General features: G+C 59.7%; 14 protein-coding genes. 6 read left to right on the forward strand and 8 right to left on the reverse strand.

What is annotated here, in order from left to right:
* The first annotated feature begins 12 nt into the window (after positions 1-12).
* On the forward strand, positions 13-1,689 hold the full coding sequence (locus RXV90_RS21535; RefSeq protein ID WP_316651675.1) for a recombinase family protein: 1,677 nt from the start codon (positions 13-15) through the stop codon (positions 1,687-1,689).
* A gap of 535 nt (positions 1,690-2,224) precedes the next feature.
* Here the strand turns inward: RXV90_RS21535 and RXV90_RS21540 are convergent.
* The 5 genes from RXV90_RS21540 to RXV90_RS21560 are packed head-to-tail and all read right to left on the reverse strand — an operon-like array spanning position 2,225 to position 6,667.
* On the reverse strand, positions 2,225-2,950 hold the full coding sequence (locus RXV90_RS21540; protein ID WP_316651677.1) for an MBL fold metallo-hydrolase: 726 nt from the start codon (positions 2,948-2,950) through the stop codon (positions 2,225-2,227).
* Positions 2,951-2,953: 3 nt separating this feature from the next.
* On the reverse strand, positions 2,954-3,997 hold the full coding sequence (locus RXV90_RS21545) for an ABC transporter ATP-binding protein (protein WP_316651679.1): 1,044 nt from the start codon (positions 3,995-3,997) through the stop codon (positions 2,954-2,956).
* Positions 3,994-4,764, reverse strand: coding sequence for an ABC transporter permease (locus RXV90_RS21550; RefSeq protein ID WP_316651682.1), 771 nt, complete (start codon positions 4,762-4,764; stop codon positions 3,994-3,996). The genes RXV90_RS21545 and RXV90_RS21550 overlap by 4 nt, the downstream gene beginning before the upstream one ends.
* Positions 4,764-5,615: an ABC transporter permease gene (locus RXV90_RS21555; protein ID WP_316651687.1), complete on the reverse strand. Its 852-nt coding sequence runs from the start codon at positions 5,613-5,615 to the stop codon at positions 4,764-4,766. Before RXV90_RS21555 ends, RXV90_RS21550 begins: the two co-directional genes overlap by 1 nt.
* Positions 5,612-6,667 (reverse strand): ABC transporter substrate-binding protein, encoded by a 1,056-nt coding sequence (locus tag RXV90_RS21560; protein ID WP_316651689.1) that lies wholly within the window; start codon positions 6,665-6,667, stop codon positions 5,612-5,614. The genes RXV90_RS21555 and RXV90_RS21560 overlap by 4 nt, the downstream gene beginning before the upstream one ends.
* Positions 6,668-6,790: 123 nt before the next feature.
* Here RXV90_RS21560 and RXV90_RS21565 point away from each other — a divergent pair, with 123 nt between their 5' ends.
* Both RXV90_RS21565 and speB read left to right on the forward strand, forming a co-directional pair.
* Positions 6,791-7,417 carry a TetR/AcrR family transcriptional regulator gene (locus RXV90_RS21565; protein WP_316651692.1) on the forward strand — a complete coding sequence of 209 codons (627 nt, stop codon included), beginning with the start codon at positions 6,791-6,793 and terminating at the stop codon, positions 7,415-7,417.
* Positions 7,414-8,361, forward strand: a complete 948-nt coding sequence (gene speB / locus RXV90_RS21570; RefSeq protein ID WP_316651695.1) for an agmatinase — start codon at positions 7,414-7,416, stop codon at positions 8,359-8,361. The genes RXV90_RS21565 and speB overlap by 4 nt, the downstream gene beginning before the upstream one ends.
* A gap of 132 nt (positions 8,362-8,493) precedes the next feature.
* On the opposite strand, the gene RXV90_RS21575 is transcribed toward speB, so the two are convergent.
* The 3 genes from RXV90_RS21575 to RXV90_RS21585 all read right to left on the reverse strand — a co-directional run bounded on the left by RXV90_RS21575 (position 8,494) and on the right by RXV90_RS21585 (position 11,600).
* Positions 8,494-9,498, reverse strand: a complete 1,005-nt coding sequence (locus RXV90_RS21575; protein WP_316651698.1) for an alpha/beta hydrolase — start codon at positions 9,496-9,498, stop codon at positions 8,494-8,496.
* Positions 9,499-9,673: 175 nt separating this feature from the next.
* Positions 9,674-10,816, reverse strand: coding sequence for a cation:proton antiporter (locus RXV90_RS21580; RefSeq protein ID WP_316651703.1), 1,143 nt, complete (start codon positions 10,814-10,816; stop codon positions 9,674-9,676).
* A gap of 340 nt (positions 10,817-11,156) precedes the next feature.
* Positions 11,157-11,600, reverse strand: a complete 444-nt coding sequence (locus tag RXV90_RS21585) for a histidine phosphatase family protein (RefSeq protein WP_316651705.1) — start codon at positions 11,598-11,600, stop codon at positions 11,157-11,159.
* 348 nt (positions 11,601-11,948) lie between these two features.
* Here RXV90_RS21585 and RXV90_RS25885 point away from each other — a divergent pair, with 348 nt between their 5' ends.
* From RXV90_RS25885 to RXV90_RS21595, 3 genes are all read left to right on the forward strand, one after another.
* Positions 11,949-12,272, forward strand: coding sequence for a phasin family protein (locus RXV90_RS25885; RefSeq protein WP_410482394.1), 324 nt, complete (start codon positions 11,949-11,951; stop codon positions 12,270-12,272).
* Between the two features lie 218 nt (positions 12,273-12,490).
* Positions 12,491-12,985 (forward strand): CIA30 family protein, encoded by a 495-nt coding sequence (locus RXV90_RS21590; RefSeq protein WP_316651707.1) that lies wholly within the window; start codon positions 12,491-12,493, stop codon positions 12,983-12,985.
* Between the two features lie 73 nt (positions 12,986-13,058).
* Entirely contained in the window at positions 13,059-13,718 is a 660-nt protein-coding gene (locus RXV90_RS21595; RefSeq protein WP_316651709.1) for an SDR family oxidoreductase, read from the forward strand.

Below are 13,718 nucleotides of genomic sequence, written 5' to 3' on the forward strand. Positions count from 1 at the left end.
AGGGACGGACGCATGAAGAAGATCCGCTGTGCCATCTACACCCGCAAGAGCTCAGAGGATGGATTGGAGCAAGAGTTTAACTCACTCGATGCTCAGTACGAGGCCTGTGCCGCCTATATCGCCAGTCAGAAGGCGGAAGGCTGGGTGCTTTTGCCGGAACGCTATGACGATGGAGGTCTTTCCGGCGGCAGCATGGAGCGCCCGGGTTTGCAGCGCCTGCTCGCTGACATCGATCGCGGTGCGGTGGATCAGATCCTTGTTTACAAGATCGACCGGCTGACGCGCTCGCTGGCGGATTTCGCCAAGATGGTCGAACGGCTGGATGCGGCGGGCACGTCGTTTGTCTCGGTCACGCAATCTTTCAACACGGCCACAAGCATGGGGCGGCTGACACTGAACATGCTCTTGTCCTTCGCCCAGTTCGAGCGTGAGGTCACCGCCGAGCGCATCCGTGACAAGATCGCAGCCTCGAAGAGAAAGGGGCTGTGGATGGGTGCGACGGTGCCATTGGGCTACGCTGCTGATGGCCGGTCTCTGAAGATCGCCGAACCCGATGCCGAGGTGATCCGCACGATCTATGATCTCTATCTAAAACACCGGAACACGCGTTTCGTCAAAGAAGCTGTTGATGCCCTCGGCCTGAAGACGCCCATCAGAACCCTGATCTCAGGCAGGGTGAAAGGCGGCGCGCCCTTCAGTTACGGTCACATCCACTACATCCTGACCAACCCGGTCTATGCCGGTCGCATCCGGCACCACGCAAAAGTTTATCCCGGCCAGCACCCGCCGCTGATTGCTCCGGAGCTCTGGGACAGCATTCAGGATCAGCTTCAGGGGGATGCCGCCAAGGATCGAACCTTCACCAAGCGGAACCGCAAGGGCGCCAAAGTCTCTGCCTCGCCGCTGGCTGGCAAGATCGTCGACCAGACCGGCGATCGCCTGACGCCAAGTCACTCGAAAACCGCCAATGGCCGCAAGCTCAGATACTATGTTTCGCACCGGCTGGTGCGCGGAACGGCGCCACGTGATCCATCGGGGTGGCGGTTGCCGGCAACCGAGTTGGAAGCCAAGGTGGCGGATCTGATCCGGGGTCATCTCAAAACGCCCGAAGCGCATGCAAGCATCCTTGTGAATGCAACGACAGATGAAACCGCCAGGATCGCAACCCGATTGTCCCGACTGACTACGGTTGAGACTGCGGCAGACAAAGATGCGAAATGTCCCTGCTTCAAACTGGTAGAACGCATCGAAATCAAACCCGGCGAGATTGGCATCGCGCTCTCAGCCGAGCATCTTGCGCGGCACCTCGAAGTGGACGCAGCACGCATCAACGAAGACCTGCTTTCCTTCGCGGCCCAGTTCCGGCACCGCAAGCGTGGCGTCGAAACCAGGCTCATTATCGGCGACGCGCAGCCAGAGATCGATACGACTTTGCTACGCAACATCGCCCGCGCGCATCGATACTTCGATCTGGTCCGGTCGGGAAAAACCTTCGCCGAGATCGCCAATGCAGAAGGCGTCTCGAAACGCCGTGTTCAGCAACTCATCGAACTGGCGTTCCTGGCGCCGGACGTGATCAGAGCCGTCCGCGAAGGCCGGCAGCCGGTTGGCATGACGTCCGACCGGCTGAAGCGTTATGCCTTCTCCCCGATCTGGTCTGAGCAGCGCGACGGTTTCGCCGCATTGTAAGCCACCGCATCAAGATCAATTCTTACGTCTGCGCCGTTAATCGTCGCTGGCTTCGGCCTCCGGTAATGTGCCACTGGGCTATGACTGCACGTAGGGCGATGCTACCACCATCACATTCGCCCAAACTGCTACCGCGGAAATGGCGATTCCAGACTTTTCGGGGAAACGGCCAGAATATCGGAGATTGGTCGGTCTGGGGTATTCTTGCACCCCAAAAGAGGCCCAAAACTACGGGCGGAAAGATAAAAATCTGCACCATATCAATGACTTAGGGGTTGCTGGCTGTGCTTGCAGTCTTCAGCCATCCGGTCTGGCCGAGATTTCCCTGTAAACAGGGAATTTACAGGGAAGTCTGCAAGTTTCTGGCCAATTCGCTCCCATCGGATCCTGATAAGAGCCACATTTACAATGTGTTAGAGATAAATTCCCTACTTCCAAGAACAGGGAAGTCCGTCCCCCCTATCAGGGAGCCAATTTTCCCTGAGCAGGGATGTACGGTGTTCCTGCAAGGTAGAACCGCAAGATGGGAAGAGCGTTACTCATTCTTCTTCAACCAATCTCCAATAATCTTGCGGTGCCTTACGCCATCATAACTCGGGAAGTGACCTCCATGAACGACCCGCACGGGGAGATCCAGTAACCTGACCATCGAGCGATAATAGTCGGCTGCATCCGAATGATAGGTGTCTTCGATCAATGGCCCGTCATAGACGATGTCGCCTGAAAACAGGATCCCCGTCGCTGATTCCCAGAGCGCAATGCCGCCCGGTGAGTGTCCAGGCGTGTGGATGACTTCGAAATGCCGGTCGCCGAGATCCACAACATCTCCATCCTCGAGGATGCGAGAGGCGGGTGCAGCCTTCACCGAATAGGTCTCGGAGGCATAGGGCAGGGGCGGAAGGCGGTCAAAGATCTCGTCGGTCACATATGGATCTGCAAGCGTCGCGCGCCGAGTCGGATCTGAGAGGATCTCCGCCTCGGCGCGGTGGACGGCGCGGTCGTCAAACTCGTGGTGGCAGCCGATATGGTCGAAATGGGTGTGACTCGCTACCGCCGTCAGCGCGCGCTCGCTCACCAGAGGAACCCATTTCCTGAGCGAGACAACGCCCATCCCGCTGTCCACCAGCATGTCGCGGTCCCGGCCCCGGACATGCCAGATGTTGCAGCGGTAGAATTCGTGGATGAAGGGTTCGTCGATGAAGGTGATGCCGTCCGATTGGGGGCGAAGGCGGTACCAGTCCTCGGGGCGCGCGCGGTCCATGACTCACTGCTCCTGCATGTAGACGAGAAAGGCATCGGGATCGACATAGAGCGCCAGCACCGCGCCCTGCTCGGGCGTCGCGTCGGGCGGCAGGTGAGCGATCAGGGGCAGCCCCGGGGCGGCCTCTGGCTCCAGGTGCAGGCGCCAGTGCGTCCCGAAGAAAGCCGCGTCCACTATACGGGCCGCGCCAAGACCTTGGCCGCCGCCGGCAGTTCGGATCGCTTCAGGTCTGAGGCAGGCAGTGCCACGGCTGTCGCGTGCGGGGACAGAGATTTCGAGCGGGCCCAGGGGCGTTGTCGCGGCGCCGCCCTTCACCGCTAGCGGAATATGGTTCATCTCTCCCATGAAGTCGGCGGTGAACAGGCTCGCTGGCCTGCTGTATACCCGAGCGGGCGGGCCGTCGTCCTCGATCCGCCCGGCATTCATCACGACAATCCGGTCGGCGATCGCCATCGCCTCCTCCTGATCATGGGTGACATGCACAAAAGTGGTGCCGATCTTTCGCTGGATCGCCTTCAGCTCATCTTGCATTGTGCGGCGCAGCTTCAGGTCGAGCGCGCCGAGGGGTTCGTCGAGCAAAAGCACGTCCGGTTCAACCGCAAGAGCGCGGGCCAGGGCCACGCGCTGTCTCTGGCCGCCCGAAAGCTCATGGGGGCGCTTGCCCGCCGCATCGGTAAGGCCCACGAGTTCCAGGAATGCCTCTGCGCGCTGAAGCCGTTCGGCACGCGCAATTCCTGCCATGCGCAGCCCGAAGCCCACATTATCCCGCAAACTCATATGCGGGAACAGCGCATAGTCCTGGAACATGGTCGTCGTCGGGCGACGGGCTGGCGGCACACGTGTCATGTCCCGTCCGCCGATAAGAACCTGTCCGGTGCTCGGCTCGATGAAGCCGCCAAGGACGGACAACAGGGTGGTCTTGCCGCAGCCCGAAGGACCAAGCAGTGTCACGTAGTCGCCTGCACCGATATCGAGATTGATGTCCTTCAGGGCATGAAACTCTCCAAAACGGTGGTTAACACTGGCCAGGATCACGGGCGCGGTCATGAGCGACGCCTCCGGAAAACAAAGATTTCGAGAACCAGCACGGCTGTGACCGAGATCAGGAAGACGAGGCTTCCGATCGCGTTCAGGCGTGGCGACAGTCCTGAGCGTAGCATCGACCAGATCTCGACCGGCAACGTCACGTCGAAGCGCGTGAGCAGGAAAGCGATGATGAACTCGTCCCAGCTGAGCGTGACCGACAGAAAGAACGCGGCCGCGATGGCGGGCATCAGCATGGGCACGATGACAAGCAGGACCACCCGGGTCTCATCAGCACCAAGGTCGCGCGCCGCGCGTTCGGCGTTCTGCTGTTGTGCACCCATGGACGCATAGATGATCGCGAAGGCAAGCGGCAGGTTGATGACCACATGCCCGATCGCCGCGGTCCAGAGTGACAGGCCGAGTCCCGCGCGCGTGAGGACGATCAGAAGTCCGAGCCCGACGATCAGGTAACTGACTGTAAGCGGCGCGATCAGAAGCCCCCGGATCAGTGCCGATCCCGGCAGAACATGTCTCGCGAGGCCATAGGCCGCGAGAAACCCTAAAGTGACCGCTGCCGCCGAAGACCCGAAGGCCACGATAAGCGAATTTCCAAGTGCTCCTGTCAGGTCGTCGTCGGCCAGGATATCGGCGTACCAGCGCAGCGACGGGCCGTTGAAGGGCGGAACTGGCAGGTTGCCGTCCTGTAGAGAGAACAGGACGAGCGTGCCCACGGGCAGGTAGATGAAGACGAAGGCGGCGACGAGGTAAAGCCAGGGCAGGGCGCGCATCATAGCCGGTCAAGCCTCAGCCAGCGGGCGGATACGAGATAGGCCAGCGTCACAATCCCCATCAGCACGATGGCCAGCGCCGAGGCCAGCGGGAAATCCGCGCGGCGCCCGAGTTGCACCATGATAACCTGTGGCACGGTCAGCTCTGTGTTTCCGCCCAGGATCTGCGGCGTCACGTAGTCGCCGATGCACAGGACGAAGGTCAGGAAGGCACCCGTCACAATCCCCGGTAGCGTAAGTGGGAGCACCACGTGGCGGAATGTCTGGAATGCCGAGGCCCCAAGGTCTTGCGCCGCGCGCCGGTAGTTTGGGGAAAGCTGGATGAGGTTCGCATAGATCGTCAGCGTGAGCAGCATCACAAAGAAATGGACGAAGCCTGTGACCGTGGCAAAACGGGTGTTGGCGAGCGTTATGGGCTCGGCGATCAGCCCCGCGCCAACCAGGGCCTGGTTCACTATGCCTTCGCGGGCGAGGACAAGCAGCCATGCGTAGGAGCGCACGACATACGAGGTCCAGAACGGCAAAATGGCCAGAAGGAGTGCCAGCCTCTGCCAGCGTGGCGGTACGCGGAAGGCGATAATCCACGCAAGCGGATAGGCAAGCACGACGGAAACCGCCGTCACCGTCAGGGTAATCTCCAGTGACACGACGATCGCGCGCCACAGGTATGCCTTCTCGGCCAGCTCCGCGTAATTCGAGAAGGACACGCCCCAGACCAGCGTCCTGCCCTCAAGCGTTGCGAGGCTCATGGCCCCCATGACGAGAAACGGCAGGATGAAGAAGGCAAGCGTCCAGAGAAGGGCCGGGGCGACAAAGCCCCAGCCCTTCCGGGTTTCTTCGCGTGCCGTCACTGCTGCAGGGTTTCGAGCCAGAGATCCTGCATCTCGATGTCGAGGTCGGCATCCGGTGCCGGGTAAAGTTGCGTGCGCGCAAGGTAGTCGGCCTGTTCGTCCCAACGCAGGATGGACTTCTGCTCGTCACTCAGCACATCGCCCGCCTTCGCGTTTGCCGGCATGCCCCAGAAGCACGAGGATGTTGCAAGACGTGCCTGACCCTCAGGGCTGACGATGTATTTCACGAACTCAAGAGCCAGATCCGGGTTCTCACTGCCCGCGACGACTCCGATCGACTGTGCCCAGCGCACCGCGCCCTCCTGGGGGATTGTCCAGGTAAGCTCGGGCTGTTCGCCAGCCAGCACGGCGGTCAGCCATTCGCCGCCGCCTACCACGATGTCGACTTCGCCAGTCGCCAGCGCCGTCTGCGCCGCCACCACTCCAGCGACCGAGGCCGCGCGGGAGCGCATGGTGGACAAGGTGCCGCCGATCGCCTCGAGGTCGTCTCCGCCGATCTCGGCGGTCGGAATCCCACCGGCGATTGCTGCAAGACCCATGACGGGAAGGTAGTAGTCATAGATTGAGATGCGACCGTCATACTTCTCGGACCAGACCGTGGCGAGGCTTTCCATGTCTGCGGGATCGACCTTATCGGCGTTGTAGGAGATCGTGTTGTAGCCAAATTTCTCGGTCACCGCGTAGGTCGTACCGTCGATGCTATTGTTCTCTGCCATTACGACTTCGGGGAAGAAATCGGCGGTCGGAAGTTCGTCGTCGGGCAACGGCGCGAGAATGCCGGCCTCAACTGCGCGAAACACGTCGATGCCGTCGATTACGAGGACGTCCCAGTCGCCCGGGCGTGACTGCTCGAGAAGTGCGAGCGCGGCTCCGGTCCCTTCGTACTCGCGCAGGTTCACCTTTACGTCGTGGGCGGCCTCGAAAGGCTCGATCAGGGCCGGGTCGGTATGGTCGCACCAGACAAGTGCGTTCAGCTCGCCTTCGGCAAGGGCGGCGCTTGCAAGCGAGCCGAGCGCGGTTGTGGTGAACAAAAGGGTAGGAATGCGTGTCATCTGGGTCTCCCGGTTGGTGTGGGCCGCGGTTCATCGCAGCTCTTAACAAAAAAGTTGAACTCGTTCATGTTTGTCGTCAACTCTAATTTCTAGGACGATGCCCGCAAAAACCAACGGAACGCCATGGCCGGACTGCGAGAAAGACAAAAAGCCGACCGGGAACGGCGTATTTTACGAGCAGCAGTGACGCAATTTCGGGCAGACGGATATCATTCCGTGCGGATCGAAGATCTGGCCGAAATGGCTGAAGTGTCGGTCGGCACGGTCTACAACTACTACCGGACCAAGGGCGATATCCTGATCGCGGTTGTGGCGATGGAGGTGGAGGAAGTACTGGCATCCGGCGCGGCGGTCGTGACGGATCCCCCCGACGGCGTATGTGAGGCGCTTCTCGCGCTGATCTTTGGCTATTACGATCATTCGCTGGAATACCTGTCAAAGGAGATGTGGCGCAGCGCCATGGCCTTGTCGATCGAAGCGCCGGGCACGCCAAACGGGCGCCGCTACACGGAACTCGACCGCCGGCTCGCCGTGCAGGTCACGGATCTGATCCGTTCGCTGATTGCGCGGGGAGAAGTGCGTGACGACGTCGATGCGAACGCGCTGGGGCAGATTATCTTCAGCGCCTTGAATCAGATGTTCATCGAATTCGTGAAGGATGACGCCATGACGCTTGAGGCCCTCCGGTCCGGCATTGCGAAACAGATCGGCCCGCTTGCCCGGCTGATCGAAACGGAGACAACACGATGACCCGACTGAACCAGCCGCTTGGCGGCAACGAGATGCCGCGCTTCGGCGGCCCGGTTACGATGATGCGCCTGCCAAGCCAGGAAACGGCGGAGGGTCTCGACGCCTGCTTCGTTGGGGTGCCTATGGATATCGGCACCTCGAACAGGCCGGGCACCCGGCTCGGGCCCCGCCAGATCCGGGACGAGAGCCGGATGCTTCGCCCATACAATATGGCGACAGGGGCGGCGCCGTTCGACTGCCTGCAGGTGGCCGATATCGGGGATGTTCCGATAAATACCTTCGATCTGAAGAAGAGTGTGGAGATCATAGCGGAACACTACCGCGCGATCCTGGCGCATGGCGCCATTCCGCTCACCCTCGGCGGAGATCACACTCTGACCTGGCCAATCCTGAGAGCGATAAAGGAACGCCACGGACCGGTGGCTCTGATCCACGTGGACGCGCATGCCGATATCAACGAGCACATGTTTGGCGAAACCGTGGCCCACGGCTGCCCGTTCCGGAGGGCCTGGGAGGAAGAATGCCTGATCAACGATCGGGTCACGCAGATCGGTCTGCGAGGAACAGGCTACGCGCCCGAAGATTTCGATTGGGGCCGGTCACAGGGTTGGACCGTAGTGCAGGCGGAATCCTGCTGGCATCGTTCGCTGGTGCCGTTGATGGAAGAGATCCGCGAGCGGGTGGGCGATGCCCCGGTCTACTTGTCCTTTGATATCGACAGTCTGGATCCAGCCTTCGCTCCAGGAACGGGAACAGTTGAGCCCGGTGGGCTGACCACGTGGCAGGCTCTCGAGATCGTACGGGGCTGCGCGGGGCTGAACCTTGTCGGATGTGACCTCGTCGAGGTCTCGCCCCCCTACGATCCGACGGGCAACACTGCACTGATCGCGGCGAACCTGCTTTATGAGATGCTTTGCGTGCTGCCAGGCGTAAGTCGAGCTTGAGGAATATCGGAGCAAGCAACGGTTCGCGATCGCATGCTTGTCCACAATCCGGTCGTTCATCTGGGGCGCAGCGAACGGCCGCATCGAGCCCGAAGTGGAACCCAAGCTGTGGTCCGCTTAAATAGCAATCGACTACTTAGTTCCTTCGTGGATTGAGCCAGTGCCACTTCCCCAAGTTTTCTCCCAATCCAATATGATCTCCAAGGTGGGCAGCGTTTGGGACGGGCTGCGAATGTCGCCCGTAATCATGTGCGAACGCGGATCATCTTGGTCCGACATATGTAGCTGCTCCCATCGAGCGGTTCCTCCCCAATCTTGCAGGAAAGAGACTGTCCGAGCAGCATCTGCGACCTGATCGTCAGGTGAGTATAGAACCAGAAGCGGGAATTCGACCTTTGCTAGATCAAGCGTTTCCGCCGCACGTGTTAACGCCGCAACTTGGAACACTGCGGAGATCGGATAGGTATTTGTCCAATAGGTTGCATGGCCCTCCGAGGTTGGAGCTCGGCTGTATTCTGATCCTAGCAACCATGGCGCCCAGATTGGGGCATAGCCGAGGTCAAACACTCGCGCCCGCATTGGCTTCATCCGAAAATTTGGCGAGATCAGTACAAGTCCGGCAATATCACGCGAAAGTTCTGGGTCTGCAGCGGCGATTGTCGCGAGTGTTCCGCCCATCGACGTCGCTATTACCAGGACATGGTCACCCAACCTCCTTCCTATCGCGAGCGCCTCAGCTGTGTCATGGATCCAGTGCTCAGGCTTCGCCGCACCCAAGGCTGCGCCGTTGAGACCGTGGCCGGTCAACCGCGTGTAGAAAAGATTTGCTCCTAGCTCCTCGGCCACTAGTTTTGGAACGGGCGCGATATCAACCGCACTGCCGGAGAAACCGTGAAGGTAGACCACGGCAACCCGCGTTTTTTCCCCTTTCGTTCCAGCCCACATCACCCTTTTTTCCGTGCGAGGCACTAAGTCGGGAAACTCCCTTTCCTGTTGCTCCAACCAGATATCCAAGTCCGCGCCTATCTTTGAAGCATCAAAACGGGTTGAGAGATCGATTTGGGCAACAGGTCCCCAGAGTGCAGCCGCTGCCGATCCCGCCAGAGCAATGAAGACCATGGCCCCTACCCATGCCATCAGACGCCGCATATGCTCGAACCCCTTTGCCTCGATTGTCTCGCTATATCTGAGAGGTCTTCGGAAGGCCAACGCTTGCTGAACGCCCGATCTTTATAGGCAGGTCTGTCCCGCATGGCCGTCATCGGACTTCTTTTGCTCAGATGACCAGTAAGAGCTCTAGGGGGACCATTCGCTATCCTCGATTGCGCGCAGCTGTCCGTTGTATCGCGTACATCGTCATCGGCGGCCCAACGAGTTCGAATACCACAGTGCTCGAAATGGTGAACGCCATGATTGCCGGCGCCCATTCTGGGAATTGCTCGCCCGCTACAAGCGCCATGCCGATGGCGACGCCCGCCTGAGGAAGCAAAGCCGGACCATACCAGGCCGCCTGGGATGTGGGTAATGTTGCCAACCGGGCGCCGAGATAGCCGCCTATCAAGCGCGATGCGCTTCGAAGCAGGATGAACAGCAGCCCGGCCCAACCCATAACTTGAAGAGCCGCAACCTCAAGCGTTGCCCCAGCAAGAACGAAGAATAGGATCATGAATGGCCACTGAATGTGCTCGATCTCGTGGAACGCTCGTTCATGATGGCGTGCAAAGTTCGCGACTATTGCGCCCGCAACGATGCCCGTGACCAAGAACGAGACTTGCAGCCAAAGGGCGAGACCAGCGGCAAGGAAAACGATGCCAATTGCCTCTGCCTGCATCGGTTCGCCCGGTTTCAGGCGTCCTGATAGGAAGGCTGACGGAATACCCAAAGCGCAACCAAGCAGCACTGCGCCGCCTAGATCCCAAGCTGCCCCGGCAAGCAGTTCCGTCCAGCCGTTCGTGTGACTGACCAATGCTAGGACCAGACTAAAGACGATCAGGCCCCAAGCATCGTCGATCGCAACTATGCCCTTTAGGGTGTCGGTGAAGTTGTTCTGAGTCCCCGATTGGCGGATGACATCAGTCATTGCAGCGGGTGCGGTCGCTGTCGCGACTGCCGCAAGCAGAAGCGAGAAGCCCACTGCCAATCCCGCAGCCGTCATACCGAGGGTCACAACAACCAGTGTGCAGGCAACGACAGAAAGCGAAATCGTGATGATTGCCCGGCCGTGACTTGCAAGGTTCGCCTTCGTAAGCGATCCACCCAGCAAAAAGGCCACCATCGTCAGTGCGAGAATCGACAGTTCGTCAAACCACGCCGTGACCTCATTCGGAACCAACCCGAGGCCCGCATTACCCACAAGTAGGCCCAACAAAAGCAGCATCGTAACGCGCGGCAGTCTCGTAACACTTCCAAGCTGATCTGCCACCAGCCCTGCAAGGAAGAGGATGCCGAAGGTCACTAGAAGTAAGGCGATGTCCATAAGGGGCCGTTCGATCGCATGGTCTCTATTCCGGCATCCTACCATGCACGCCAGGGCGTAGCACGTCGCGCGCTGCCTTGAGGCTCGACAAGCCCATCCGATCCTTTTCTTTGCCGGTGCGCGGAATGCTCAGGTAGCAAGCGATCAATGGCAGCAAAGTCCGCGTTGCGGTCATTCAACCTAACAACAACCAATGTCCGCTTTCGGCCCGTGAGCACTCGATAAGGGCCGTTATGTAAAATGCCCACTGGGCACGACCTGCACGCCTATCTTGGACCGGGTCACTGCTCGTGACCGCAATGTGCAGGTCTTGGCAGACCTAAGGCTGGATCAGGATGCTGCCGAGGACCTCTGCTCCCTCGCCAGACAAGCGGATGACTAAGACCTCTCCGGATCGTGTGCCTTGGCCGGTCAGAGCCGAGATATTCACCTGATGGGTGACCAGCATGAGACGGCCCTCTGATCCGGAAATCAGTTCGCGTGTTTCCGCGGTCTGCTGGTCTCGCGTTGAGAAATCGCGGAAGAAAGAGTTGAGAGTCGGTGCTTCGACGACCGGCCCCAGGTCGAGAAGCTCGGCGGTTTCGCGCGTGCGGCACCACTGACTGGTCAGGACCCTGTCAAACACGATGCCACGTTCCCGAAACGCATCACCTATGGCTCTGGCCTGTGCGCGGCCGCGCTCGTCGAGATTGCGCTGGGTTGAGCAGTCTCCGATCGTCAGGTCCGGCGGATCACCGGTCCCGGGCGCCAGCGCATGACGCATGATTGCGATCGCGTCCGGTTCCGAGAGCGCATCCCAGTCATTCGCATGAGCCGCGCAGGGCAGAAGAGCCGGGAGAAGGAAGAACCATCGCATGGCCCGAACCTATCTCCAGATGGCGCGCCGTCGAGACCGGAGTGAGAGAAATGGCAGGCCCGGGCGACCAGGCTGCAAGACCCGATCAGTGCGGCAAGGCGCTCCCGGGGCAATGCAGTTGCCGCACTTTGATCAGTGTCATGGTTCGTTTCGTCCGGCAGTAGTCTGATGAAAAGATCGGAGAGTCGTAGGTGGCGGTCCGCACAGTAAACTGGAGAAAAATTCATGAAGGCAGAGAGTAAGAATTCGAAGTTGATGTCAGGGGACACTGCGTCTCCGCATCAGAGGATCTCAGCACTTTCTCCCGCTTCAGCTGAGGTTTTTCTGAATGCCTTTAGCCAGAGCGGACGTTTTGTCCTTCAGCGCCTGGGAGAGGACCTTAAGACATACCAGGCGTTTCTTGGGTGCCGAACTCCAGCGGAGGTGATGCAGGTGCAGGCCAGGTACTACAGGACCGCTTTCGAGCAATACTCTGCCGAGGCGAGTCGCAACCTCGGGTTGATGTCTGGTGCGATGAACGGAATTCTCTCATCGTCGAAGTCTGTGTTTGCCCGCAGCTATGACGATGTCCCGCTCTGAAACAAGAAGGACGGAGAGATTCAGTATCGGTGAGTCGGGCAGGCTCTGACGCATCGGTATGAAGGTTTCATGGTATCGCGGGGGCCCACCCGTACGGCGCCGTCTCTCCCGGGTTCAATTTGCGCCGAAGGCGAACGTAGACAGGGAGAAGTCGGGTGCGATGTATCCTCAGACAGGCACTGATAGTGTTCCTTCTGATCCTGCCGCCAAGCTCTGCCATGGCCGAGGCCATCATGATCGAAAACTTTGAGCTGCAACCTGAGACCCGGTGGCGCTTCTTTACTGATGGCGTGATGGGCGGTGTCTCCACTGGCGAGGTCGCGTTTCTCAAAGAAGGCGACCAGACCTACGCTCGTATGACTGGCGCCGTGAGCACGGAGAACAACGGCGGGTTCATTCAGATGCGTATGGACCTACCCGACGGAGCGCCTGAAGACGCGACGGGCGTTCGGCTCATTGTACGCGGGAATGACCAGACGTATTTCGTCCATCTCCGCACTGGCGGCACAATGCTCCCCTGGCAATACTATCAGGCTGGTTTCGAAGTCCGGGGAGATTGGGGCGAAGTGCGTCTGCCGTTCGACAGTTTCAGGGCGTCCGGTCGGCTTCTCCGCACCGTCCCACACGCAGACAGCGTCAGATCAATCGCAATCGTTGCCTATGGCCGCGACCATGAGGCCAGGATCGACATACGGGAAGTAGGCTTTTACTAGGTCAGAAATGCCGGGCGACCAACGTATCGTCGCGGTCAGTGGTTTTAGGCCGGGCTAACCGCAGGAGGATAAGATGACTACGTATCTCGTCACAGGGGCCAACAAAGGCATAGGTCTTCAGATTTCTGCCCAGCTTGCCGCGCGAGGTGACGAGGTGATCGCCGTTTGCCGCAGCGCCAGCTCTGAGCTTCGGGATCTTGGGCTCAGGATCATTGAGGATATCGACGTCAGCGAGGCCCATTCAGTGGCTCGGCTGAAGTCCGAACTCGGGGATGAGAAGATCGACGTGTTGCTGAACAATGCCGGCATTCTGCATGGCGACAGCTTCGGCAACCTCGACTACGAAGACATGGTCCTTCAGTTTCGGGTCAATTCCCTTGGACCGCTCCGGGTCACCGAAGCACTGGCCGACAACATCGCCGATGGCGGCAAAGTGGGCATTGTCTCGAGCCGGGTTGGCTCGATCGAGGACAATGGATCGGGCGGGTACTATGGCTATCGTGCCTCAAAGTCTGCCGTGAACCAGATCGGCATGAACCTGGCGCATGAGCTGAAGCCACGAGGCATCGCGGTTGCGCTTCTGCACCCCGGTATGGTGGCTACAACCATGACAGGTGGGAATGGGATTGATCCAGTCAGGGCCGCAAGCGGGCTTATCGAGCGCATGGACGAACTCACTCTCGAGACAAGTGGTCACTTCTGGCATGCTGAGGGCTATGAGCTCCCCTGGTAG

Source organism: Ovoidimarina sediminis (assembly GCF_032586175.1).
Classification (GTDB): domain Bacteria; phylum Pseudomonadota; class Alphaproteobacteria; order Rhodobacterales; family Rhodobacteraceae; genus Ovoidimarina; species Ovoidimarina sediminis.

Excerpts from the sequence above, each read along its gene's own strand:
- RXV90_RS21595 (WP_316651709.1), top strand. The coding sequence starts at position 13,059 with ATGACTACGTATCTCGTCACAGGGGCCAACAAAGGCATAGGTCTTCAG.
- RXV90_RS21575 (WP_316651698.1), bottom strand. The coding sequence starts at position 9,498 with ATGGCATGGGTAGGGGCCATGGTCTTCATTGCTCTGGCGGGATCGGCA.
- RXV90_RS21560 (WP_316651689.1), bottom strand. The coding sequence starts at position 6,667 with ATGACACGCATTCCTACCCTTTTGTTCACCACAACCGCGCTCGGCTCG.
- RXV90_RS21540 (WP_316651677.1), bottom strand. The coding sequence starts at position 2,950 with ATGGACCGCGCGCGCCCCGAGGACTGGTACCGCCTTCGCCCCCAATCG.
- RXV90_RS25885 (WP_410482394.1), top strand. The coding sequence starts at position 11,949 with ATGTCAGGGGACACTGCGTCTCCGCATCAGAGGATCTCAGCACTTTCT.
- RXV90_RS21585 (WP_316651705.1), bottom strand. The coding sequence starts at position 11,600 with ATGCGTCATGCGCTGGCGCCCGGGACCGGTGATCCGCCGGACCTGACG.
- speB (WP_316651695.1), top strand. The coding sequence starts at position 7,414 with ATGACCCGACTGAACCAGCCGCTTGGCGGCAACGAGATGCCGCGCTTC.
- RXV90_RS21550 (WP_316651682.1), bottom strand. The coding sequence starts at position 4,764 with ATGCGCGCCCTGCCCTGGCTTTACCTCGTCGCCGCCTTCGTCTTCATC.
- RXV90_RS21590 (WP_316651707.1), top strand. The coding sequence starts at position 12,491 with ATGGCCGAGGCCATCATGATCGAAAACTTTGAGCTGCAACCTGAGACC.
- RXV90_RS21535 (WP_316651675.1), top strand. The coding sequence starts at position 13 with ATGAAGAAGATCCGCTGTGCCATCTACACCCGCAAGAGCTCAGAGGAT.
- RXV90_RS21565 (WP_316651692.1), top strand. The coding sequence starts at position 6,791 with ATGGCCGGACTGCGAGAAAGACAAAAAGCCGACCGGGAACGGCGTATT.
- RXV90_RS21545 (WP_316651679.1), bottom strand. The coding sequence starts at position 3,997 with ATGACCGCGCCCGTGATCCTGGCCAGTGTTAACCACCGTTTTGGAGAG.